Below are 21,968 nucleotides of genomic sequence, written 5' to 3' on the forward strand. Positions count from 1 at the left end.
GAACGGCAAATTCGCGTCGCCGTGTCTTTCAAAATGAGCGAGATTTGATGAGTTATCCACAGAAAATATCGAATCTCCTGATTTTTATTGAAATAATTCCAAATCTAATAAGAACAAAATTCATTTAGATTCAAAGATCTAATAATTAGTTCAATTTAGAATAGATATACATCTGTTCTATTCTAAAAGATAAACGTTGTTCCTGTCGCGGACTCCCGTTTTAAGGCTGCCAGTATTACGGAAACCGGCAGGGGACGTCAGGTGACGCAGATTTATGGGGCGGCAGGTTACCTGTCGCGGGGCGCGAGCGTGGCGGCGCTGATGGCCGCTTTCATGGCGCCGGCGATCGCACAGGAAACGGGGAGCCGGACGGCCGGCGGCGCGGCCGCGAGCGCGGCTCCCGCCGCGCAGCCGCAAAAACCCCGGCAGGGACAGGCGGCGGTTCCAGACCAGGCGTCTCCGGCAGCGGAAACGCCAGCTGGCGCCGAGATCCAGCTCGACATGATCTCGGTCACCGCCACGCGCCAGCCGACGCAGTTGCTGGACATTCCCGGCACGGTCAATGTCATCAGCCGCGAGACCATTGACCAGCACCAGATCAACAACAATCAGGAACTGGTGCGTTACCAGCCCGGCGTCTCGGTCGACCGTCAGACGACAGCCACCGATCCCTGGGGCAATCTGGGCGGCTTCACCATTCGTGGCGTGGGCGGCAACCGGGTGCAGATGCAGATCGATGGCGCGCGCATCCAGGAACGCATCACCGACGGCAACCGCAATTTCACCGACATGCCGACGCTGAAGGCGGTGGAGATCGTGCGCGGGCCTGGCTCGGTGCTGTGGGGCGCGGACGCGCTGGGCGGCATCGTCGCCTTCCGCACGCTTGATCCGGACGACCTGCTGGGCAACAGGGGCAAGCCATGGGCTGGCCGTGTCGAAACGTCATTCGACAGTTTCGACAATTCCTTCAGCAAGACAGCGATGTTCGCGGCCCAGTTCAATCCGCAATGGCAGGGCATCGTCGTCGTCAACCAGAAAACCTACAATGAGGGCAAGCTGGGCCGCGCCCGCGCCGACGGTGGGTTCTGGGGGTGCCCCCGCCTCGCCGACGCCATTCGCTGCAATGAACTGAACCCACTCAGTGGGACCACCTGGAACATGCTGTCCAAGCTGGTGTTCCGCCCGACAGCCGATCACGAGTTCAAGCTGACTGGCGAAATGTTTTCGTCAGACGCCACCGTATTCCAGATGTATGACTACGGCCGGCAGGGCGCGATCGCCTACAATGGCGAGTATAACCGGAATCAGGACCAGACGCGTTACCGCATCGCGTTCACCCATGACTGGAAGGTCAATGCGCCCTTCCTCGACAATGTGCGCTGGAACGTCTCCTATTCGCCGCAGAAGCGGGCGCTCGACAGCTGGCGTCACCAGATCAACGCGTCGCGCCAGTATGTCGTCACCAATGATATTCTGGATTACCAGGAAGACTTCCTGCAGGGCGACGTCCAGTTGTCTTCGCACTTTGACCTGCTGGGCGCGCGCCACAACCTGACCTACGGTTTCCAGGGGGACTACACCACCACGGATTATTTCCGTCAGAGCACGGTCTACAATCGCACCCGCAACACCACGACCGAAACCCGCGCCGGTGGCTTCAATTTCGCCAATTCCGACACCTGGCGCGCCGACCTCTACATCCAGGACGAGATCAGAATGTTCGGCGACCGGCTGATCGTCACGCCTGGCGTGCGGTGGGCCAACTACAATATCAGCCCACGCCCGGATAGCGATTACAAGATCGTGCAGGGACGCGAGCCGCGTGAACTGGATTCCAGCAAGATCATTCCGCAAATCGGCGCTGTTTTTAAATTGACGGAGAATTTCTCGATCTATGGCCGCTATGCGGAAGGCTTCAAGATGCCGACCGCCCAGCAATTGTTCTCCTCGCTGCCGTCGGTCTCCTCGACCATTATTCCGAACCCTGATCTGAAGCCAGAAAGCGTCCGGTCCTACGAGGCCGGCCTGCGCGGGAAGTTCGAGAAGGGCTGGTTCTCTGTCGGCGCGTTCAAGGCGGATTACACCGATTTCATCCAGAGTTTCTACGAAATATTCCCAAATACATACACCTATCGTAATCTCAGTTCGGTGAAGATCTGGGGTATCGAGGCCTCCGCCGAATACCAGTTCAACGAAAACTGGGCGGTGAATGGCGCGTTGTCTTACCAGTATGGCAAGCAGAAATACGAGGCGGGCGACGCCTATGTTCCCTATGATTCCGTTTCGCCGCTCAATGGCGCGCTTGGCGTGAAGTGGATGAAGCCGGAATGGGGACTTGAGGCGGAATTGCGCAGCATTCTGGCCCAGGGCGTGAGCCGCGCCAGCACGGACAGCATTTACAGGCCGGGCGGCTATGCGGTGTTCGACGCCTACGTGAACTGGAAGATCAACGACACCTTCACGATCCGGGCGGCGATGTTGAACATGTTCGATCGCCGGTACTTCAAGGCGCCGTTGTGGGGCAACTACGCGCTGGTTCCGTCCACCGCCGTGGCGATCCAGAACCCGCTGGAACTGCAGACCGCGCCAGGCCGCACCTTCCGCATCAGCGCCGTCGCCAATTTCTGACCGACGCAAGACTGAAGGCAGGAGCGTTTGCCCTCTCGGCAGACGCTCCCGCCGCCGGCGTCGCCACCGGTCGGTCAACCTCCGGACAGGCATGGCGCCGCCGGCGTCCTCTCCCGAAAGCCTCCTGGGGCGTGAACGCTTCGTTCCGCGCCCGCCCACAGTTTGCGGATATGCCGACATGACCACTGCTTCTGAACGCACCCTCATCAACGAAACCGCCTTTGACGTGCTGCGGCGCGTGCCGGCGATTCCACGGGTGATGCAGGTTTTCCGCTTCGGCGGCGCCACCCACGAGCGCATCGGTCGCCTGGAAACTGTCGCCAGGGACGGCGACGACATCGTCTGCGGCGGCGCCTGCCATGACGCCCGCGTTCGCGCCAGCGCGATCGCCTCCGTCATTGCCGACCGTTCGGGGAAGATGAAGGACCTGGAATTGCCGCGCATCGATTTTCGCGACAAATCCGGCGAGGTCATCTTCAGCATTATCGTCATGGAAGGCGGCCTGAAGAGCTTCAACGCCGCGCTCGAGGGTCTTTCGGAAAGCGCCGCGCCGGCCGCCGATCCCCGGGAAACGCCTGAGAGAAAGGAACTGGATGAACAGGATCCAGGTCTGTCGCCTTTCGCACGCGCCGTTGAGAAGGCGGCCCCGATCACCATCGCCGTGCAGGGTCCGGGGTTCCGCCAGGCATGGAGCGGGATTGCGGAGAGCGTCAAACCCGGCATGGGTTTCATCAATGTGATGCGTCCCGATTTCCATCTGCACCTGAAGGGCGGGGCCGTCGCGGACTGGCGTCGCGAAGGCGCCGGTGGCGAGGCGGTCTGGACGGCCCTCGACGCGCATGGCGCGCCGACCGGTCTGACCGTGCGCGGCGACATCGGCCTTTGAGGCCATGGCCTGGGGCGGCCGCCATGCGGCGGGCGCTCCCGACCCACGGTTACCCGAGATCGCGACCAGGGCGGGGCCGATGTCAGCCCCGCAGCCGCCAGTTCCTTCATCGCACAGGATGTCGCCATGACCAGCCAGGCCGTTTCCCCGTCACGCGCCGCCCATGCGCCCGCCACCTGGATCTCTCCGGACACGGGCCTGCAGATTCCACAGGACGCCGTGCTGCGGGCGATGGCGAGCAAGAGCGTGGTGCTGCTCGGCGAAACCCACGATATCGCTGAAATTCATCGCTGGCAGACGCACATGTGCGCCTTCCTGCATACCCTGCGCCCGCATATGGCCGTGGGGTTCGAGATGTTTCCGCGCCGGCTGCAGCCCGTACTGGACGAATGGGTTGACGGCAAACTGACCACGGCGGAATTCCTCGTCGCCAGCGAATGGGACGCGGTGTGGGGCTTTCCGCCGGAGATCTATCTGCCGCTGTTTTATTTCTGCCGGCAGCAGAAGGTACGCATGCTGGCGCTGAACTGCCACCGTCCGCTGGTCACGCGCGTCGGCGTCGAAGGCTGGGACGCGATCCCGGAAGGCGAGCGCGATGGTCTTACCCCCGCCGCGCCTGCGACAGCGGAATATCGCCGTTATCTGTGGGGTCTGGGCGTTCGCCGCTCCGCCGTCTCTGGCCCGGATGACCCGGCCTTCGCGCGCTTCTGGCGCGCCCAGCAGTGCTGGGACCGGGCTTTCGCCTGCAACATCGCCAACGCCCTGACGGCTGATCCCGGCCTGCTGGTCATCGGCGTCATCGGTCGTGGCCATCTGGAGTTTGGCCACGGAACGCCGTTCCAGCTGAGGGATCTCGGCGTTGACAGCATCGGCGTGCTGCTGCCGGGCAGCGCGGACGCGATCGCGCTGGAGAAGACCCGCGGCATGGCCGACGCCCTGTTCCGGCTTGATCCGCCAGAGCCGCCGGCGGAGCGCAAGCCACGGCCAGTTCCGGCAGGCGGCCAGGCCGCGTCATGAAAACCCTCGTCATCTGCATCTGGGGGCTGTTTCGCCTGTGCCTGTCAGGGTCGGGGGGCCGGGCGGGCCTGATCTGTTTCGGCGCGGTGCTCGCGCTGAACCTTGCCGGCGTCTACATCAGCGTGCGCATGATCGCGTGGTACGCCGCGTTCTACAATGCGTTGCAGAAGATGGACGCGGCGGCGGCGCTGACCCAGATCGGCGTGTTCCTGATCCTGATCGCGCTGGGGTCTGGCCAGGCGCTGCTTGCCATCTGGGTGCGCAAGATCGGCATCATGCACTGGCGCAAGGCCCTCACCAGCGCGATGCTGGACGCCTGGCTCAACTCCCGCGCCCATTGGCGCCTGGCCCACGCCGGCCACCCGGACAATCACATCGACAACCCTGACCAGCGCATTGCCGAGGATTGCGAGATTTTCGTGCGCCGGCTGCTGAATGAGGCGCTTGACGTCATCACCATGGTGGTGGGGCTGTTCACCTATTTCAGCGTGCTGTGGTCGCTGTCGACCTTCTCGCTGCCGCTTGGCTTCATCGGTCTCGACGTGGAAATTCCGCGCTACATGGTGTGGGCGGCGCCGGTCTATGTGCTGCTGTCCAGCCTCGCCACCCATGTGCTGGGCGCGCGACTGATGACGCTGAACATGGAACAGCAGCATCGCGAGGCGGATTTCCGCTATGCGCTCAGCCGGCTGCGGGAAACCAGCAGCGCCGTCAGCCTGCAGGCCGGCGAACCGGCCGAGCGGCGGATTCTCGACCAGCGCTTTGGCCGCATCGTCGATAACTGGCGCCACCTCATCCGGCGTGAGTTCATCGTTGGCTGCTTCATCCGGCCCTACATGATGTCGACCATGCGCCTGCCGCTGTTTCTCGCGGCGCCGGCCTACTTCGCCGGCAATGTGACGCTCGGCGGGCTGATGCAGCTCAATGTCGCCTTCCAGCAGGTGACCCAGACCATGTCGTGGTTCATCTTTTCCTATCACGACCTGGCTGAGTTCGTCTCGGCGGCGCGGCGGCTAGATGGTTTCCGCATCCGCATGGGCGACGCGGCGCGCGCGCCCTCCGGCATCGCCGTCACTCATGGCGATGTTGAGCGGCTGGAGACGCGCGGCCTTGCCCTGACATCGCCCCACGGCGGCGTTATCGCGCGCATTCCGGATTTCACCGTGTCGCGCGGCGAGACGGTGTGGCTGCGCGGCGCCTCGGGGCGGGGAAAATCCACCCTGTTCAAGGCGCTGGCCGGCATGTGGCGCCATGGCGAGGGCCACATCGTCTGCCCCTCGGGCAGAACGATGTTCCTGCCGCAACACCCTTATCTGCCCCTCGGCGATCTGCACCAGGCTGCGGTCTATCCGGCGCGCCTGCTTGCGGAGGGTGAGATGGCCCGGCCGGGAGAACGGGCGTTCACCATCGCCGAGGCGGAGGCGCTCCTGCAACTTGTCGGCCTTGGCGGCCGCGCCGCGACCTGGGCGCCGGCCAGCGCGGAAACCGCCTGCGCGCACGGCCGTTGCATCGCCCACAGCAGTCCGCAGGGGCTTTCTGGCGGCGAGCAGCAGCGGCTGATGCTGGCCCGCGTGCTGGCCTCGGCGCCGGACTGGGTGTTTCTCGATGAGGCGACCAGCGCGCTTGACCGGGAGGCCGAGCGCGAGCTGTTCCAGTTGCTGAGACGCCGTCTGCCCGGCGCGACCCTGGTCATCGTCACCCACCGGCCGCCGCCCCTGTCCGGCCCGGTGCGGACCATTGACCTGTCCTGGGCAGAGCCGGAGGAGGCCGTGGATGTAGCCCGGCTCCGCGCGGCGACGGCATAGGGCGGGAAGGCGGCGATTGCGGAAGGCTTCCGGGCAAGGCGGGCGCCGCTTTGCCCGGTCCTGTCTTTGGCGATCGCGTCGCCAGCCGTTGCTGCGCCGGCGGAAACGTTGCAGCTGCAATTCATGCCGCCTTGCGCGCAGGCTATGGACAAATCTCAGGTATGATGTTCAGTTTAAAACGTCATACTTGGGGGCAGGGCATGTTGCGTTGTTTTTCGGCTGTCGCCAGCCTCGCCATGGCGGGCGCGCTGGCGTCCAATCCGGCGGGCGCGGAGGAGCAGGGCGGAACCGCCGCGGGCGTGATCGCGCTGGACACCATTTCGGTTACCGGTCAGGGGCAACCGGGGCCAGGTCTCAATCTCAACACGCCGACCCAGGCCGGCAGCCGCCTCAACCTCACGCCCATGGAAACGCCGGCCAGCGTCGATGTCATCAGCGGCCAGACCATCCAGGATCGCGGCCAGACCAATATTGAACAGGCCATCACCCAGAACGCCACCGGCGTGACGTTCATCGGCGAGCCCGGCAACGGCGGAACCGCGCTGTCCATGCGTGGCTTCACCGGCGCGACCTCCATCACCCGCCTCTATGACGGCGTGCGCATGTATGCGGGCGGCGGCGCCATCACCTTCCCCTTCGACACCTGGACGGTGGATCGCATCGACGTGCTGCGCGGCCCCGCCTCGGTGCTGTACGGCGAAGGCGCCATCGGCGGCGCCATCAATGTGATTCCGAAAAAGCCGCAGTTCGACAAACGCCGCAATGAAATCATGACGTCGGCCGGTTCCTTCGGCATGTTTGGCCTTGGCGTCAGCAGCAATGGCCCCATCAACGACCGCGTCGCTTACAATATCGGCCTGGTCACCCGGGGCAGTCGCGGCTGGGTCGAAGGCGACGACACGCGTTCGCTCGCCTTTTCGGGGGCCATCGCCTGGAAGGTCAACGAAGACCTGCAACTGACCCTGTCGGAAGACTATGGTTACAACGAACCGACGGCCTATTACGCAACGCCGCTGGTCAACGGCGAACTGCTTTCCAGCCTGCGCAAGCGTAATTTCAACGTTGCCGACAACGACCTGCGCTTCAAGGACAATCTCACCCAGCTGCACGCACGCTGGACGCCTTCCGACACCGTCGAGGTGAACAGCCGCACATATTACGTCTCCAGTTACAAGAACTGGCGCAATGTCGAGAATTACACCTGGCAGCCGGCGACGCGCGACATCATCCGCAATGACTATATCGCCATCCGGCATGAATTCGGGCAGATCGGCAACCGCACTGACGCAACGGTTCGCAGCAATATCCTTGGCATGGCCAACGAGACTGTCGTTGGTTTCGACGTCAATCACGTGGATTTCCGAAAGTACGACAACTCGCCCTATCCCGGCTCCTCGATCGTGCCGCTGTTCGGCGGCGCGCCGGGCTTTTTCGGTCCCTATACGATCAAGCAGACCATCGACGCGACGCTCGACCAGTATTCGCTGTTCGTCGACAACCGGCTGAAACTGAATGAGCAGATCGCCATTATCGGCGGCGTCCGTTACGACAGCCCGCATCTGCGCCGGGACAATCCGTTCACCGGCGATACGCTGACGAAAACCCTGGATTCCGTCAATTGGCGCATTGGCGTGGTCTGGACGCCGGTGAAGGATCTCGCGGTCTACGCCCAGTATTCGAAGGCGAGCGACCCCGTCGCCAGCCTGATTTCCTTTACGGACGCCCTGAAAGACTTCAAGCTGCCGCAAGGCGAGCAGATCGAGGGCGGGTTAAAGGCGACGTTCCTCGGCGGGCGGGGCGAGGCGACGTTTTCAGCCTATCACATCGTCAAGAAAGACATGCTGTCGCGCGATCCGCTTGACTACAACATTGTGCGCCAGGTCGGGCAGCAGTCGTCGGAAGGCGTCGAGGCCGCCATCGGCTTTGATCTGGGGCACGGCCTGCGCATCGACGCCAATGGCGTGATGCTGCGCGCCCGTTATGATGACTTCGTCCAGGCCGACGGCGACTATACTGGTAAAACGCCCGCCAATGTGCCGCGCCGGGTCGCCAACATCTGGGCCAGCTGGACATTCCTCGACAACTGGACCGTGTTCGGCGGCCTGCAATACGTCGGCAAGACCTGGGCCAATGACGCCAACACCATGACGCGGCCCGCCTACACGGTGGTCAACGCCGGCCTGCGCTGGAAGCCGCACGAGATGTTGCAGCTCGACTTCAACGTCTCCAACCTGTTCGATACGATCTACGCCACCTCTGGCGCCGCGCATCACGAACTGTCCTCATCCATGTGGCGTCTCGGCCCGCCGCGCACCGCCTCGCTGACCCTGCGCATGACGTTCTGACGAGCGGCCTCGACAGGGCGGCGCCAGGCCGTCGCGCCAACCGGAGCGCCGAGGGAGGCTCCGTTTCCATGCGGGCGGCGTTTGATCCCGGGCCGCCGCCGCCAGGAATGGCCCGGAAATGGAATGGCCCGGAAATGGAATTGACCTGCAAATGAGCCGGGGATTATCCCGCCATGGCGCGCCGGGGCGGCATGGCTGGCAAGACGGCGTTCTGGAGCGCGCGGCCCTCCCTTGACGTCAGCGCGAAGGCTCCGCCCACTCTGGTTTCCTCGACAATGCGTCCGTCGTCCATCACCAGCACGCGGTCGCAGAAGCGCTCCGCCAGCCGCAGGTCGTGGGTGATGAACAGATAGCTCACGCCCCGGTCAGCCTTCAGGCGGGCGAACAGGTCCAGCATCTGGATTTGCAGATGCAGATCGAGGTTCGAGACGGCTTCATCCAGAATCAGCAGTTGCGGCTGCGCCGCCAGGGCCCGGGCGATGCAGACCCGCTGCAGCTGGCCGCCGCTGAGCTGTTGCGGCAGCCGCCCGGCGGCGTCGGCCGGCAGGTCCACCGCCCGCAGCAACCCCTGTATCTGCTCCATTGCCGCCGGACCGGTCAGGCCGCGCAGATGGCGCAGGGGCTCGGCGATAATCTGCGCCACGGTTTCGCGCGGGTTCACCGCCCCCACCGGATCCTGGAACACCAGTTGCACCGCGCGGCGGAAGGCGCGCCAATCGGCCTTGCCGAATGTCGGCAGCGGCCGCCCGCCGAAGCGCACCTCGCCGGCGTCGGGTTGCTCCAGCCCCGCCAACAGGCGCGCCAGGGTGCTTTTGCCGCAACCGCTGCGGCCGAGCAGGGCCACGCATTCGCCGGGGCTCATATCCAGGGTGACCTGGTCGAGCACGGTCCTGCGGTCACGCCCGGTGACCCCGCTGCGGTAGACGCGCGACAGCTGGCGCGCGGCGAGAAGGCTCATGCCGCGCTCCTGTCGCGGTAGAGGGAAAGGTGGGCGTCGCGCAGGCCGCGCGTCACCGGATGGGCCGGGCGGTGGAAGATGTCCATCACCGCTCCGGTTTCGACGATGCGCCCGGCGTCCATCACCGCCACCCGGTCGGCCAGCGCCGCCACGACGCCCATGTCGTGCGTCACCAGCAGCACGCCAAGGCCCTGCTCCCGGGTCAGGCGCAGCAACAGGTCCAGGATGTCGCGCTGGACGATGAGGTCGAGATCGGTGGTCGGCTCGTCGGCGAACAGGAACGGCGCGCCGCTGGCGAGCGCCAGGGCGATCATCATGCGCTGCAACATGCCGCCGCTCATTTCGAACGGGTGCAGCGCCAGAATGCGGTCAGCGTCTTCCAGCCCCGCGTCCGCCATGGCGACGCGGATGCGCTGCGCGCGGCCGGACGCCGGAACGCCGCGCGCCGCCGGGCCTTCCATGGCGTGCTGGCGCATGGTCCGCACCGGATTGAAGGCGCTGCGCGGGTTTTGCAGGATGGTGGCGACGAGCCGGCCGCGGATGTCCGCCGGCGCCTGTTCAACGCCGTCGATGGCGATGCTTCCGGCCGTGCGCCGCACCCCTGGCGGCGCGGCGTCAAGGCTGGCGGCGCAGGTCAGCGACTTGCCGCAGCCACTGGCTCCGACGAGGGCAAGCGTTTCCCCGGCGCGCACCTCGAGCGACACGTCGTCGACCAGCCTGACGGCGGCGCCGTGGCGCGTGGTTTCCACGCCCAGACCGCGGATGGCGAGACAGGAAGGGGTCAATGTCCGTGCTCCGCGCGCAGGGAGGGATCGAGGCGATCGCGCAGGGCGTCGCCGAGAGTGTTCAGCGCCATGACGCTGATGAACAGCGCCAGGCCCGGCCAGAACATCAGCAAAGGTTCGGTCCAGACATATTCGCGGGCATCGGCGATCATCACGCCCCACTCGGCGGTTGGCGCGCTGACGCCAAGGCCAAGGAACGACAGCCCCGAGACGTGCAGCATGATGTGGCCGATATCGAGCGTGGCCAGCACCAGCAATTGCGCCATGGTCGCCGGCAGCAGGTGACGGATGAAGGTTTGCGTCGGACTGGCGCCGGCGAGGCGCGAGGCGGCGATGAAATCCCGCCGCCGCAGCGACAGCACGATGCCGCGCACCATGCGCGCGTACCAGGCCCAGTGCGTCACGGCGATGGCGATGATGACGTTGGTCAGGCCAACGCCGAGCACGCCGACCATGAACAGGGCCATGACAATGGTCGGGAAGGTGAGGAATACGTCCGCCACCCGCATGATCATCTGATCGACGCGCCCGCCGGCGAAGCCGGCCGTCCCGCCGAGGATCACGCCGGCCGTCAGGATCAGCGCCATGGCGAGCGCCACCGAACCGAGGGACATGGTGGCGCCGGCCATGAGGCGGGAAAGGATGTCGCGCCCCAGATGATCCGTGCCGAGCCAGTGCGCCGCGTCGGCCGGTTGCAGCCGGATGGCGAGATCGACGGCGTCCGGGTCGTGTGGGGTGATCCACGCGCCCAGCAGCGCGATGAGCGCCAGGGCGCCAACGACAAGGGCCGCGATCCGCGCCGGCCAGCGCGCCTCGCGCCAGAAGCCGCGCCGGCCATGGGCATGCGGCGGGATCAGGTCATGGCTGGCGAGATCGCCCGCCAGTTCTGCGTCCAGACTGCTCATGGCGCGCCCTCCGCCGCCAGCCGCACGCGCGGGTCAGCCCACGCGTAGATAATGTCGACGATGAGATTGCAGATGACGAAAATGGCGACCATCAGCAGGGTGAAGCACTGGATCACCGGATAGTCGCGGTTGAAAATCGCCGAAACCGCATAACGTCCGACGCCTGGCCAGCCGAAAATGCTTTCGATGACCAGCGCGCCGCCGATCAGTTCCCCCACATACATGCCCGTGGCGGTGATCACCGGCAGCAGGGCGTTGCGCAGCACGTGCGACCGCTCCACCGCCCGCGGCGACAACCCGCGCAGCCGCGCCCAGGTCACATGGCGCTGGCCGGCCGCCTCCAGCATGCTGGCGCGCAGCAGCCGGGCGTTGATCGACAGGGTCATGAACGAAATGGCCGCGGCGGGCATGATCAGCGTGCGCCAGCCGTCGCGCCCCATGGCCGGCAGCCAGCCAAGGTGCACGGCGAACAGCAGCGCCAGCAGAAATCCCAGCCAGAAGTTGGGCATCGACACGCCAATGGCGGCGATCAGCCGGACGATCTGGTCCGGCAGCCCGTTGCGATAGCGCGCGGCCCACACGCCAAGTGGAGCTGAAATGGCGAGGGTGATGACCAGGGCCGCGCCGGCCAGTTGCAGGGTCGCGGGCAAATAATGCAGCAGATCCGGCAGCACCGGACGGCTGGTCACGTAGGACTGGCCAAAATCGAGCCGCAACGCCTTCCATAGCCAGTCGGCGTACTGGGTGATCAATGGCAGGTCGAGGCCAAGGGCGCGCCGCGCCTCATCGAGCGCCTGCGGCGTCGGCGGCACGCGCGACAGGCGCAGGTAATCCAGCGCCGGATCGGACGGGCCAAGCCGCAACATCAGGAAGATGACGACGGACGCCGCCAGCAGCATCACCGGCAGCAGCAGCAGGCGCCGCACGATGAAGCCGGCCATGGTCCAGTCCCGCCTGCGCCGGGCTCTCACATTCAGGTCTTCTGTATCCCGGTTTTTTGCGGCGAGGGCGCTCATGGCCGGCTCTCCGGCGTCTTGCCCATCTGGTCGAAGGGGATTTCACTGGCCATGGCGCCGAACGGCGTGGGGCCAAGGCCCGGGCGCGCCACGGCGATGGCGGTGAGGTGTGTCAGCGGCAGATACACGGCCGCTTCATGCAGGCGCGTGAGAATGTCCCGGTACAGCGCCCGACGCTCCGCCTCATCCCTGGCGCCAAGCGCCTTGCCGATCAGCCGGTCGATGTCGGCCTTGTCCGGCAGGCCGCGCTGCGCCTGGTAATCGGCGTGGGCCGGCGCGCGCATGGAGCTGACGAAGGCGTGGGGGTCATAGGGCGGCCCCCAGGTGCGGCTGAAGATCATGCCGAAGCGGCCGTCGTGCTGCCGGGCGTTGATGCTGCTCTCTTCTTCGCCCACCAGCCTGACCCGCACGCCGGTTTTCGCCAGATCCGACTGGATGACCTCGGCCATGGCTTTGGACTGGGCGTCCGTGCCGGTGAAGGCCAGATCCACCTCCAGCGGAACGTCGTCGCGCGTTCGCACGCGCGCCCCTGGCGCCAGCCGCCAGCCCGCGTCATCGAGCAGTTTCGCCGCCAGCGCCGGATCGTATGCGTAAGGCTTCAGGTTGATGTCGGCGTATGGCGTGTCCGCCGAAAACAGCGCGTCGGCCCGCGTCTGGGTTCCGTGCAGCACCCGCGTCACCAGCGCGTCCTTGTTGACGGCGTGGTTGATCGCCTTGCGCACGGCGATGTCATTGGTGGGCGCGGCGTTGCTGTTCAGGGCGATCACCAGCGTCTCCATGGGTCTGGAAACACTGGCGGCGACGCCCTTCATCTGGCGCAACCGCGCGAAGGCGTCCGGTGAGACGGCGCCTTCAGAGCCATAAATCAGATCGATGGCGCCGGTCTGGAAGGCGAGGGCGCGGCTGTTGGCGTCTGGCATGACCTTCACGTCGACCTCCGCGAAACCCGGCCGGGCGCCCCAATAGGATTCATTGCGCCGGAACAGGTCGTGTTCGCCAGGCGCGCTTTGGGCCAGAACCCAAGGGCCGGTGCCGATGGGGGCAATGACGCCGCTCTTCGTGCCGCCGTTGCGGAACTGGGACGGCGCGATGAAACGGAACGGCCGTGGCAACGCCAGTTCCTGCAGGGCCGGATAGTACGGCTCACGCAGCGTCAGCCGGACCGTCAGCGGACCCGTCGCCTCCACCGAAGCGATACGGTTGGCCAGCTCCAGCCAGGCGTGGCTGGCGCGGTTGTCGAGCACGGCCCGGATATTGGCGACAACTGCGTCGGCGTTGAACGGCTCGCCGTTGGAGAAGGTGACGCCGGGACGCAGATGGAAGGTATAGACCTTGCCGTCGTCCGAGATGTCCCATGACGTGGCCAGCCAGGGAATGATGGCCCCGCCAGCCTGGTAGCGCACCAGCGGCTCATACACCATGGCCTGGGCGAACATCTGGTTCGGCGCATAAAGATGCGGATTGAGTGGCCCGACGTTGGTTGGCCATGCGAAATTCAGGCGCGCCTGGCCCTCGGCGCCGGCTGGCGCGGCGATCGCGGAAGGGCCGGCGCCCGGCGCGAGGCTGGACGCGAACAGGACGGCGATGATGAGGCGTTTTATCATGCGGGATCCCGGTTGGCGCCCGTTCCGGCGCAGGCGTGCGGGAGGCTGTTTGCCCCATAGTATGCATTTTTCAACGAAACATCATATGGGTGGCGCGTCCATCCCCGCATTCCGAAAAACCACAGACCAGGCTATTGATTGAAGGTCATTGACCGGCGCCGCCATGACCGGATGGGAATTGCGGTTCGCGGCGTCGCGGCGTATGCCGCCGGCGCGCTGGACAGGACCGGGCTGGCGATCCGGTCCGGATGCAGAGGGCGCCCGCAACCGGGAGCCGACAGTTTCCGGGCCCGGCGCGAACAGCGGGCGCGGGTATTGGGCCACTGACCTGAAGGAGGCCGCGCCGGCATGCAGCGGATCACCATCACCATCGATGACGACCTTCTCGTCGAACTGGACGAGATGATGCGCCGGCGCGGTTATCCCAACCGTTCCGAAGCGCTGCGGGACCTGGCGCGCGCCGGCATGAAGCAGGTCGCGCTCGACGAGGGCGAAATGGGCGCCTGCTTCGGCGTTCTGAGCTACGTCTACGATCACGAAGCCCGCGATCTGGCGCGCCGCCTGACCAGTTCGCACCATCATCACCACGATATTTCCGTGGCGTCGCTGCACGTCCATATCGATGCGGGCCGCTGCCTGGAAGTCAGCATTCTCAAGGGCTCCGCCGCCGACGTCCGCCATTTCGCCGACGGGATCACTACCCAGAAATCGGTGGCGCACGGGGAGCTGAAGATCATCCCCCAGCAGGGCGACTGAGGGGTAGCCGCGCGCCGCTGCAATCTGCGGCGCCGGCAGCAATGCCGCCGCCGCGTTGCCCCCCTGCAAATATGGACGTTGTATCGCCCGCGCCGGGGTGCATCCTGCGGAATGATCGCGGGCGGCAACGCGCTGGCCCGGGAATGACAACGCACATGCGCAAAGCATGGCGTGGCCCGGGAGCGACCGTCAGACCCTGATGGCGCCGGGGTCCTGGGGGAAACGAAACCATGGCGTTGCTGCGAGTCCTGCGTCCCACATTGCCGATCCTGATCGGCGCCTCCCTCATGCTGACGCTCAGCATGGGCCTGCGGCAGAGCCTTGGCATCTTCATGCAGCCGCTGACCCGGGACATCGGCATTTCGGTTTCCGATTTCACCCTCGCGGTGGCGGTGCAGAACCTGGCGTGGGGCTTCCTGCAGCCGGTCGCCGGCGCCCTGACGGTGCGTCATGGCTTCCGGGCGATCATGGTGATCGGCTCCCTGTTCTATTGCGCCGGGCTTGTCCTGCTGGCCACGGCCCATGGCATGATCAGCGTCACCATTGGCGCCGGCGTGCTGATCGGCGCCTCGCTGGCTTGCACGGCGACGGGCATTGGCATGTCGGTGACCACGCGCGCCGTGCCGGAATCGGTGCGCTCAACCGTGCTCGGCATCGTCTCGGCGGCGGGTTCGCTGGGGGCCCTGGTCTCGGCGCCGCTTGGCCAGATGCTCATGGACGGTTTTGGCTGGCGCGCGGGGCTCGCCGGGTTCGTCGTCCTGTCGCTGCTGATGCTCCCGGCAAGCTGGTATGCCGGCCGCGTTGACAAAATCCCATTGCCGAAACCGTCGGCGAACGAGCTTGGCGCGGTCAGTCCGTTCACGGTGGTCAAAACCGCCTACAGCAACATGTCCTTCGTGGTCATGAGCGTCGCCTTCATGGTTTGCGGCATGCAGCTGGTGTTCCTGACGACCCATTTGCCGTCCTACCTGACGATCTGCGGCATGGACCCGATGCTGAGCGCCCAGACCCTTGGCATGATCGGCGGCTTCAATGTGCTCGGCAGCCTGTTTTTCGGCTGGGCCGGCCAGCGCTGGAACAAGCTCGCGCTGCTGGGCCTGATCTATGTGCTGCGCTCGCTGACCCTGGCCTGGTACTTCATGTTGCCGCCGACGCCCGGCTCGACGCTGCTGTTCGGCGCCATCATGGGCTTCCTCTGGCTGGGCGTCAGTCCGCTGGCGGCGGGCGCGGTGGCCGAGATGTTCGGCATCCGCTGGCAGGCGATGATCCAGGGGCTGTCGTTCATGGTGCACCAGCTCGGCAGCTTCCTCGGGGCCTTCGGCGGCGGGCTGCTGTACGACGCGTCCGGCTCCTACGACATGGCCTGGCGCCTGGGCGTGGCGCTTGGCCTGACCGGCGGCGTCGTGCAGATCACGTTCGCGCTCATCCGGCCGTCGCGCCCGCCGGCGTTGCGGGCGGCGTGACCGGCGCGCCCCGACCCTGGCGGGCGCGCGGGGCGTGGGCGCTGGCCGCACATGGCGGTCAGGCGCGCAACGCCTCCCATTGCGCGTCCGTCCAGGCCAGCAGTTCACTGGGGCCAGCGCCGCCGAGAAAGCGTTTGCCGCCGTCAATCACCACCGCCTCGCCCGTGATGTAGCCGGCCTGGTCCGAGACGAGGAAGGCGCAGAGATTGGCCAGTTCGGCGTGTTCGCCGTGGCGGCCAAGGGGAATGGATCGGCCGAGCGGCGCCTTCCGCCGCTCCTCCGGCATGAGCTGCTTCCATGCCCCCGGCGTCGGAAATGAGCCCGGGGCCACGGCCACGAGCCGTATGCCATGGCGGCCCCATTCGACAGCGAGGCTGCGGGTCATCGCCAGCACCCCGGCCTTGGCCATCGCCGACGGCGCGGTGAACGGCGCGCCCTGCAGGGCGGACAGGGTCAGGATGCTGAGCACCGCGCCCGGGCGTCCCTCCGCGATCCAGCGCCGGCCGCAGGCAATGGTGCAATAGGCCGCGCCGTGCAGCACCGTGTTCAACACGGCGTCGACGGCGCGATGCGACAACAGCTGTGTGCGCGCCAGGAAGTTGCCGGCGGCGTTGTTGACGAGGATATCGAGCGGTCCATCCTGCCAGATGCGCTCCATCATGGCCTCGACCGCCTCGCCAGAGCGGATATCGCAGGTTTGCGCATCGACCTTCGCGCCGGTCGCGGCGGTGATCTCCGCGGCCGTCGCCGCCAGCACCTCGCCGCGGCGACCGCACAAGACCAGCGATGCGCCAAGCTCCGCATAGCGGTGGGCGATGGCGCGGCCAAGGCCGGTTCCGCCGCCGGTGACCAGCACGCGCTTGCCGGCGAGCAGATCGGGCTGAAACATGGACATCCTCCCGGAGATGATTGCCAAGCGTTGGGTCCTGAGCCGCGCCCACCGGGCGTCGCCCATGGCCGCTGGACCTGTCCCGTCATAGCGCCGGCCGTCGGGGGAGGAAACTTGCATGTCATTTCGAATGAATGTTTCATGTATGTGAAACTGAACAGGGGACGGACACGTCATGGCGGACGACGTCATCAAGACCGCGCGACGGCTGTTCGCCATTATCGAATACTTCGACGTGGTCCAGCGACCGCTGAGCCTGAAGGACGTTTCCAGCTATTTTGACTATCCCGTCTCCAGCGCCTCGGCCCTGCTCAAGAGCATGGTGACGCTCGGTTACCTCGATTACGACCGCTACACGCGCACCTACATGCCGACCATGCGCATCGTGCAGCTGGGCGGCTGGGTCCAGGGCGCGCTGTTTGGCGAGGGCAGCATCATGGCCCTCATCCGTTATCTGAACCGGGAGACGGAAGAGACGGTCATTATCGGCACGCAAAGCGACCTCTACATGCAATATGTGCACGTGGCGCCGTCGTCGCACGCCATCCAGTTTTCCATGCGGCCTGGAACGATCCGGCCGCTGGCCCGGTCGGGTCTGGGCCAGCTCATCCTCGCCGCACGGCCGGAGGAGGCCGTCGACAGGCTGGTGCGCCGGATCAATATCGAGGAAGACGCGCCCGAAAAACGCATTGTCTTCGCCGATCTGATGCAGCGCCTGCGCGACATCCGCGCCGCCGGTCATGTCATTTCCCTGAACACGGTGACAGAGGGCGCCGGGGTGATCGGCATGCTGTTGCCCGAGCGGCGCCATGGCCGGTTGCTGGCGGTGGGTGTTGGCGGTCCTTCCGAACGATTGCTGGAAAAGCAGGATCATATTCTCAACGCCATGCGCGACGGCATCGCCCGGTTTCTGCCGGGGGAGGACATGGCCCATTAATTTTCAGATATATGCAAATGACGACATCGACCTGAAAAAGGTGGATTTGCCCGCCGCTTCGCCCCATGCTGCCCGCAACATCGCAAGTAAACAGATGATGATAGTGGGAGAAGCGTCGTGAGCGCGCGAAAAAAGCATATATAGATCGTTGCTGGGCGATGTCTGCGCAAAGCAATAACGGAAATGCCGGCTGTTCCTGGCCGCATCGTTGCACTGCTATCTGGCGGCGATGACGCGCGAAGGCTGACGGAGCGCGGTCTTCAGCCCCAGCTTCATCATATCTCCCGTAAATATTTTGCAGGGTTGGTTACGCCTGCCGTCTGCGACGGCGGCGCGGCGGCTGGCCCGTTTCGTGAAGGAGCGCGCGCCATGGCGACCCGGCGCAACATGCCGCTTGACGGCGTGAAGGTCATCGACCTCGGGCAGGTTTACCAGGGTCCATATGCCGCCTGGCTCATGGCGAAGGCCGGCGCGGACGTCATCAAGATCGAACCGCTGACCGGCGAGCCGGTTCGCCAGCGTAACAGCGTCAGCCGCGGCGCTGGCGCGCCCTTCGCCATGCTCAACGGCCACAAACGCTGCATCACCCTCGATCTCAAGTCGCCGAAGGGCGTCGCGGTGCTGAAGCGCCTGGCGCGCGGCGCCGACGTTCTGCTCGAGAACTTCGCGCCGGGAGTGATGGACAGGTTCGGGGCAGGCTGGTCCGAACTCAGCGCGCTCAATCCGCGTCTCATCTATGCGTCGGGAACCGGCTACGGACTGTCTGGTCCCGACCGGGACAACCTGGCCATGGACATCACCGTGCAGGCGGTGTCTGGCGTCATGAGCGTCACCGGCTTTCCTGATGGGCCGCCGGTGAAGGCGGGGCCGGCGCTGGCGGATTTCCTCAGCGGAACCCACCTTTACGCCGGCATCGTCACCGCGCTTTACGAGCGCCAGTTCACCGGCGTTGGCCGGCTGGTTGAGGTGGCGATGCAGGAAACGCTGTTTCCGACGCTCGCCTCCAATCTCACCTTTTTCTACAACAACGGCGCAACGCCGCCGCGCACCGGCAACCGCCACGGCGGCCTCGCCGTCGCGCCATACAATGTCTACGCGGCCAGCGACGGCCATATCGCCATCATCGGCGTCCGCGAGGCCCACTGGGACAACCTGTTGACGGCGATCGGGCGGGAAGACCTGCGCGATGACCCCCGCTTCGCCACGCGCACGGCCCGTGTCCGCAACCTTGAGGAAACCGACGGGCTGATCGCCGGCTGGATGAAACATCTCACCCGGGCCGAGGCTGGCGACATCCTGCGGCGGCACAAGGTGCCGTCCGCCCCGGTCCGGGACCTTGTGGAGGTCGTCAACGATCCGCACATGCACGCGCGCGGCATGCTGGAATGGATCGACCACCCGGAGCACGGACGCATTGTCCTGCCGGGCAATCCCATCCGTTTTCATGGCGCGGACCGCCTGCCGGGCGCGATTTCGGCGCAGCTCGGCGCCGATACGGACGCCGTGCTGGCGGACGAGTTGCAGATGTCGGAAGCCGAGATCGCCGCGCTGCGGGCCGATGGCGTGATCGGCCCGCTTCCCGAACAACAGCCCGCCGGCGCCAGCCCGGCGTCATCAGGAAAATAACATGGCGGATACGGACAGTTTCATCGTGGACATGGCGGACAGGATGTTCGCCGACCTTGCCGATCTGCAAACCATCATCCTGTCGCGCTCCGACGCCTGGAAACAGCGGCTGTGGGCGGAGCTGGAGCAGACGGGCCTGACGCGCGCCTGGGTTCCCGAAGCGCTGGGCGGCGCCGGCGCGCCGCTCGATGAGGCGTTCGGCGTATTGCGCGCCGCGGGCCGGGCCGCTCTGGCGGCGCCGCTGGCGGAGACCATGCTGGCGGGATGGTTGCTGGCGCAGGCGGATATGGCCGCGCCAGCCGGTCCCATGACCGTGGTTCCGGCGGCGCCGGACGCCGCGCCCCTGCGTATGGACGCCGAGGGGCGCCTGAGCGGCTCCGCGCGCACAATCCCCTTCGGCGCCCAAGCCGGGCATTTCGCCGTGCTGGCCCATGGGCCGGACGGCATGGCTGTGGCGCTTGTTCGCGCTGCGGACGCGAAGGTTGCGCCGGGCTCCGGCCTCGGCGGCGATCCCGCCAATACCGTGTCGTTCACGGCTGTGGAGCCTGTCCAGTTCGCGCCGGTCGATATCGCCATCGAAGACCTGATGCTGATGGGCGCTGTTGTCCGGGCCCAGCAGATTGCCGGCGCCCTGGAAACCATGCTCGCCCTTTCGGTTCGCTACGCCATGGACCGGGTGGCCTTTGAAAAGCCGATCAGCAAATTTCAGGCCGTGCAGCACAACCTCGCCAGGCTTGGCGGCGAGGTTGCAGCCGCCGTCGCTGTCGCGGCGTCGGCGGCGGACACGGTCAGTGAAACGGGCGTCAGGGGCGATGCGGCGCTGCTGGAGGCGGCGTCGGCCAGGATCCGGGCCAGCGAGGCCGCCGGGACCGGATCGGCCATCGCCCACCAGGTGCATGGCGCCATCGGTTTCACCGATGAGCATGTGCTGCATCGGCTCACATTGCGCGCGCTCGGCTGGCGCGATGATTTCGGCAACGAAACCTGGTGGAGCGTCCGGCTTGGCCAGTTTGTCGCCACGGGCGGCGACCAGCGGCTCTGGCCGCTGCTGGCCTCACGCTGACGGGCGCGCTTTGCAGACGCAATGGCCGCCATTTCTTGAAAAAATTATGCGTTAATTCAATCAGATATAGCAAAAGCTGGTTTCATGTGAACCGGTTCTGCTCCAGGGGACTTTCATGACCACCGCGCTTCGCTTCGATCCCCTTCGCCTGCCGCCGCGCTGTCAGGAACTGCGCCGGGAGGTGCGTGAGTTCCTCGCCGAAGAAATCGCCAATGGCGTGTTCGATCCTGACAATCCTGAAAGCGGCTCCGCCAACGCCGATGCGTTCGCCCGCCGGGTGGGCGAACGCGGCTGGATCGGCATGACTTGGCCGAAGAAATATGGCGGCGGCGAACGCAGCTTCCTGGAGCGCTACGTCGTGACCGAGGAGATGTGCGTCGCCCGGGCGCCGACCCGCCGGTTTTTCGTTGTTGACCGCCAGAGCGGGCCCACCCTGATCCGTTATGGCAGCGAGGCGATCCGCCAGAGCATCCTGCCGCGCGCCGTGCGGGGCGAGCTCTGTTTCTGCATCGGCATGAGCGAGCCCGGCTCGGGATCGGACCTGTTCGCCGTGCAAAGCCGGGCGACGCGAACGGAGGGCGGCTGGCTGCTCAATGGCAGCAAGATCTGGACCAGCAACGCCCACCAGGCCGACTACATGATCGGCCTGTTCCGCACCGCGCCGCCGACGAAGGAAAACCGCCGCCACGGCCTGACGTCTTTCCTGATCGACATGAAGACGCCGGGGATTGTCTGCAATCGCATCGGCATGATGACCGGTCACCGCGATTTCAACGAGGTGGCGTTCACTGATGTGTTTATCCCGGACGATCATGTCATTGGTGAAATCGACGGCGCCTGGAAACAGGCGACCAGCGAACTGGCCTACGAACGGAGCGGGCCGGAGCGTTTCCTGGAGACATACGGGGCGCTCGCCGGCGTGACGCGCCTGGCCGGGACGGAGCCGGACGTGCGCGTGGCCGCCGGTCTTGGCCAGCTGACCGCCCAGCTTCATGCCCTGCGCCGCATGTCCGTCTCGGTCGCCGGCATGCTCGAGCAGGGCCGCGAACCGGTGGTCGAGGCGGCGATCGTCAAGGATCTCGGCACGCTCTGGGAGCAGGCCCTGCCGCAACGGGCGCGTGAGCTTTCGGCGCTGATCCCGCTGGCGGACGACGACGGTTGGCGCGAACAGTTCGGCCAGCGGCTGTCATATTATCTGAAGGCCGCCCCCAAGCTGACCATCCAGGGCGGCACCACGGAAGTGCTGCGCGGAATTATCGCCCGGGGCCTCGGGCTGCGGTGAACC

At 65.8% G+C, this 21,968-nt stretch carries 17 protein-coding genes; 11 read left to right on the forward strand and 6 right to left on the reverse strand.

What is annotated here, in order from left to right; genetic code table 11:
- Positions 1 to 261: 261 nt before the first annotated feature.
- The 5 genes from EV666_RS09720 (at position 262) to EV666_RS09740 (ending at position 8,681) form a co-directional block, all read left to right on the forward strand.
- The gene (locus EV666_RS09720; protein ID WP_132006775.1) at positions 262 to 2,628 is read left to right on the forward strand and encodes a TonB-dependent hemoglobin/transferrin/lactoferrin family receptor; all 2,367 of its coding nucleotides are present in this window, start codon (positions 262 to 264) and stop codon (positions 2,626 to 2,628) included.
- 178 nt (positions 2,629 to 2,806) lie between these two features.
- Positions 2,807 to 3,514 carry a ChuX/HutX family heme-like substrate-binding protein gene (locus tag EV666_RS09725; RefSeq protein WP_132006778.1) on the forward strand — a complete coding sequence of 236 codons (708 nt, stop codon included), beginning with the start codon at positions 2,807 to 2,809 and terminating at the stop codon, positions 3,512 to 3,514.
- 126 nt (positions 3,515 to 3,640) lie between these two features.
- Complete coding sequence (locus EV666_RS09730; protein WP_132006781.1) at positions 3,641 to 4,531, forward strand: ChaN family lipoprotein; 891 nt, start codon at positions 3,641 to 3,643, stop codon at positions 4,529 to 4,531.
- On the forward strand, positions 4,528 to 6,336 hold the full coding sequence (locus EV666_RS09735) for an ABC transporter ATP-binding protein/permease (protein ID WP_132006784.1): 1,809 nt from the start codon (positions 4,528 to 4,530) through the stop codon (positions 6,334 to 6,336). The genes EV666_RS09730 and EV666_RS09735 overlap by 4 nt, the downstream gene beginning before the upstream one ends.
- 200 nt (positions 6,337 to 6,536) lie before the next feature.
- Positions 6,537 to 8,681 (forward strand): TonB-dependent receptor, encoded by a 2,145-nt coding sequence (locus tag EV666_RS09740; RefSeq protein ID WP_207906388.1) that lies wholly within the window; start codon positions 6,537 to 6,539, stop codon positions 8,679 to 8,681.
- 163 nt (positions 8,682 to 8,844) lie between these two features.
- Here the strand turns inward: EV666_RS09740 and nikE are convergent, their stop codons facing one another.
- The 5 genes from nikE to nikA form a co-directional block, all read right to left on the reverse strand.
- The gene (gene nikE, locus EV666_RS09745; protein WP_132006787.1) at positions 8,845 to 9,639 is read right to left on the reverse strand and encodes a nickel import ATP-binding protein NikE; all 795 of its coding nucleotides are present in this window, start codon (positions 9,637 to 9,639) and stop codon (positions 8,845 to 8,847) included.
- On the reverse strand, positions 9,636 to 10,424 hold the full coding sequence (locus EV666_RS09750; protein ID WP_376884255.1) for an ATP-binding cassette domain-containing protein: 789 nt from the start codon (positions 10,422 to 10,424) through the stop codon (positions 9,636 to 9,638). Before EV666_RS09750 ends, nikE begins: the two co-directional genes overlap by 4 nt.
- Positions 10,421 to 11,329, reverse strand: a complete 909-nt coding sequence (gene nikC, locus EV666_RS09755; protein WP_132006790.1) for a nickel ABC transporter permease subunit NikC — start codon at positions 11,327 to 11,329, stop codon at positions 10,421 to 10,423. The genes EV666_RS09750 and nikC overlap by 4 nt, the downstream gene beginning before the upstream one ends.
- Complete coding sequence (nikB, locus tag EV666_RS09760) at positions 11,326 to 12,270, reverse strand: nickel ABC transporter permease subunit NikB (RefSeq protein WP_132006907.1); 945 nt, start codon at positions 12,268 to 12,270, stop codon at positions 11,326 to 11,328. The genes nikC and nikB overlap by 4 nt, the downstream gene beginning before the upstream one ends.
- 71 nt (positions 12,271 to 12,341) lie before the next feature.
- Positions 12,342 to 13,949, reverse strand: a complete 1,608-nt coding sequence (gene nikA, locus EV666_RS09765; RefSeq protein WP_132006793.1) for a nickel ABC transporter substrate-binding protein — start codon at positions 13,947 to 13,949, stop codon at positions 12,342 to 12,344.
- Positions 13,950 to 14,297: 348 nt separating this feature from the next.
- Here nikA and nikR point away from each other — a divergent pair, with 348 nt between their 5' ends.
- Together nikR and EV666_RS09775 are read left to right on the forward strand one after the other, a co-directional pair.
- Positions 14,298 to 14,705: a nickel-responsive transcriptional regulator NikR gene (gene nikR / locus EV666_RS09770; protein WP_132006796.1), complete on the forward strand. Its 408-nt coding sequence runs from the start codon at positions 14,298 to 14,300 to the stop codon at positions 14,703 to 14,705.
- A gap of 230 nt (positions 14,706 to 14,935) precedes the next feature.
- Entirely contained in the window at positions 14,936 to 16,168 is a 1,233-nt protein-coding gene (locus EV666_RS09775) for an MFS transporter (RefSeq protein ID WP_132006799.1), read from the forward strand.
- Between the two features lie 58 nt (positions 16,169 to 16,226).
- On the opposite strand, the gene EV666_RS09780 is transcribed toward EV666_RS09775, so the two are convergent.
- A complete protein-coding gene (locus EV666_RS09780) occupies positions 16,227 to 17,057 on the reverse strand; it encodes an SDR family oxidoreductase (RefSeq protein ID WP_132006802.1) in 831 nt (276 codons plus the stop codon).
- A gap of 175 nt (positions 17,058 to 17,232) precedes the next feature.
- Between EV666_RS09780 and EV666_RS09785 the strand changes: the two genes are divergently transcribed.
- From EV666_RS09785 to EV666_RS09800, 4 genes are all read left to right on the forward strand, one after another.
- Entirely contained in the window at positions 17,233 to 17,994 is a 762-nt protein-coding gene (locus EV666_RS09785) for an IclR family transcriptional regulator (protein WP_132006805.1), read from the forward strand.
- A 369-nt stretch (positions 17,995 to 18,363) separates the two neighbouring features.
- The gene (locus EV666_RS09790; protein ID WP_132006808.1) at positions 18,364 to 19,620 is read left to right on the forward strand and encodes a CaiB/BaiF CoA transferase family protein; all 1,257 of its coding nucleotides are present in this window, start codon (positions 18,364 to 18,366) and stop codon (positions 19,618 to 19,620) included.
- A 1-nt stretch (position 19,621) separates the two neighbouring features.
- Complete coding sequence (locus EV666_RS09795; protein ID WP_132006811.1) at positions 19,622 to 20,683, forward strand: acyl-CoA dehydrogenase family protein; 1,062 nt, start codon at positions 19,622 to 19,624, stop codon at positions 20,681 to 20,683.
- 115 nt (positions 20,684 to 20,798) lie between these two features.
- Positions 20,799 to 21,965 carry an acyl-CoA dehydrogenase family protein gene (locus EV666_RS09800; protein ID WP_132006814.1) on the forward strand — a complete coding sequence of 389 codons (1,167 nt, stop codon included), beginning with the start codon at positions 20,799 to 20,801 and terminating at the stop codon, positions 21,963 to 21,965.
- Positions 21,966 to 21,968 lie beyond the last annotated feature (3 nt).

Origin of the sequence: Camelimonas lactis (assembly GCF_004342915.1) — a bacterium.
Classification (GTDB): Bacteria; Pseudomonadota; Alphaproteobacteria; order Rhizobiales; family Beijerinckiaceae; genus Camelimonas; species Camelimonas lactis.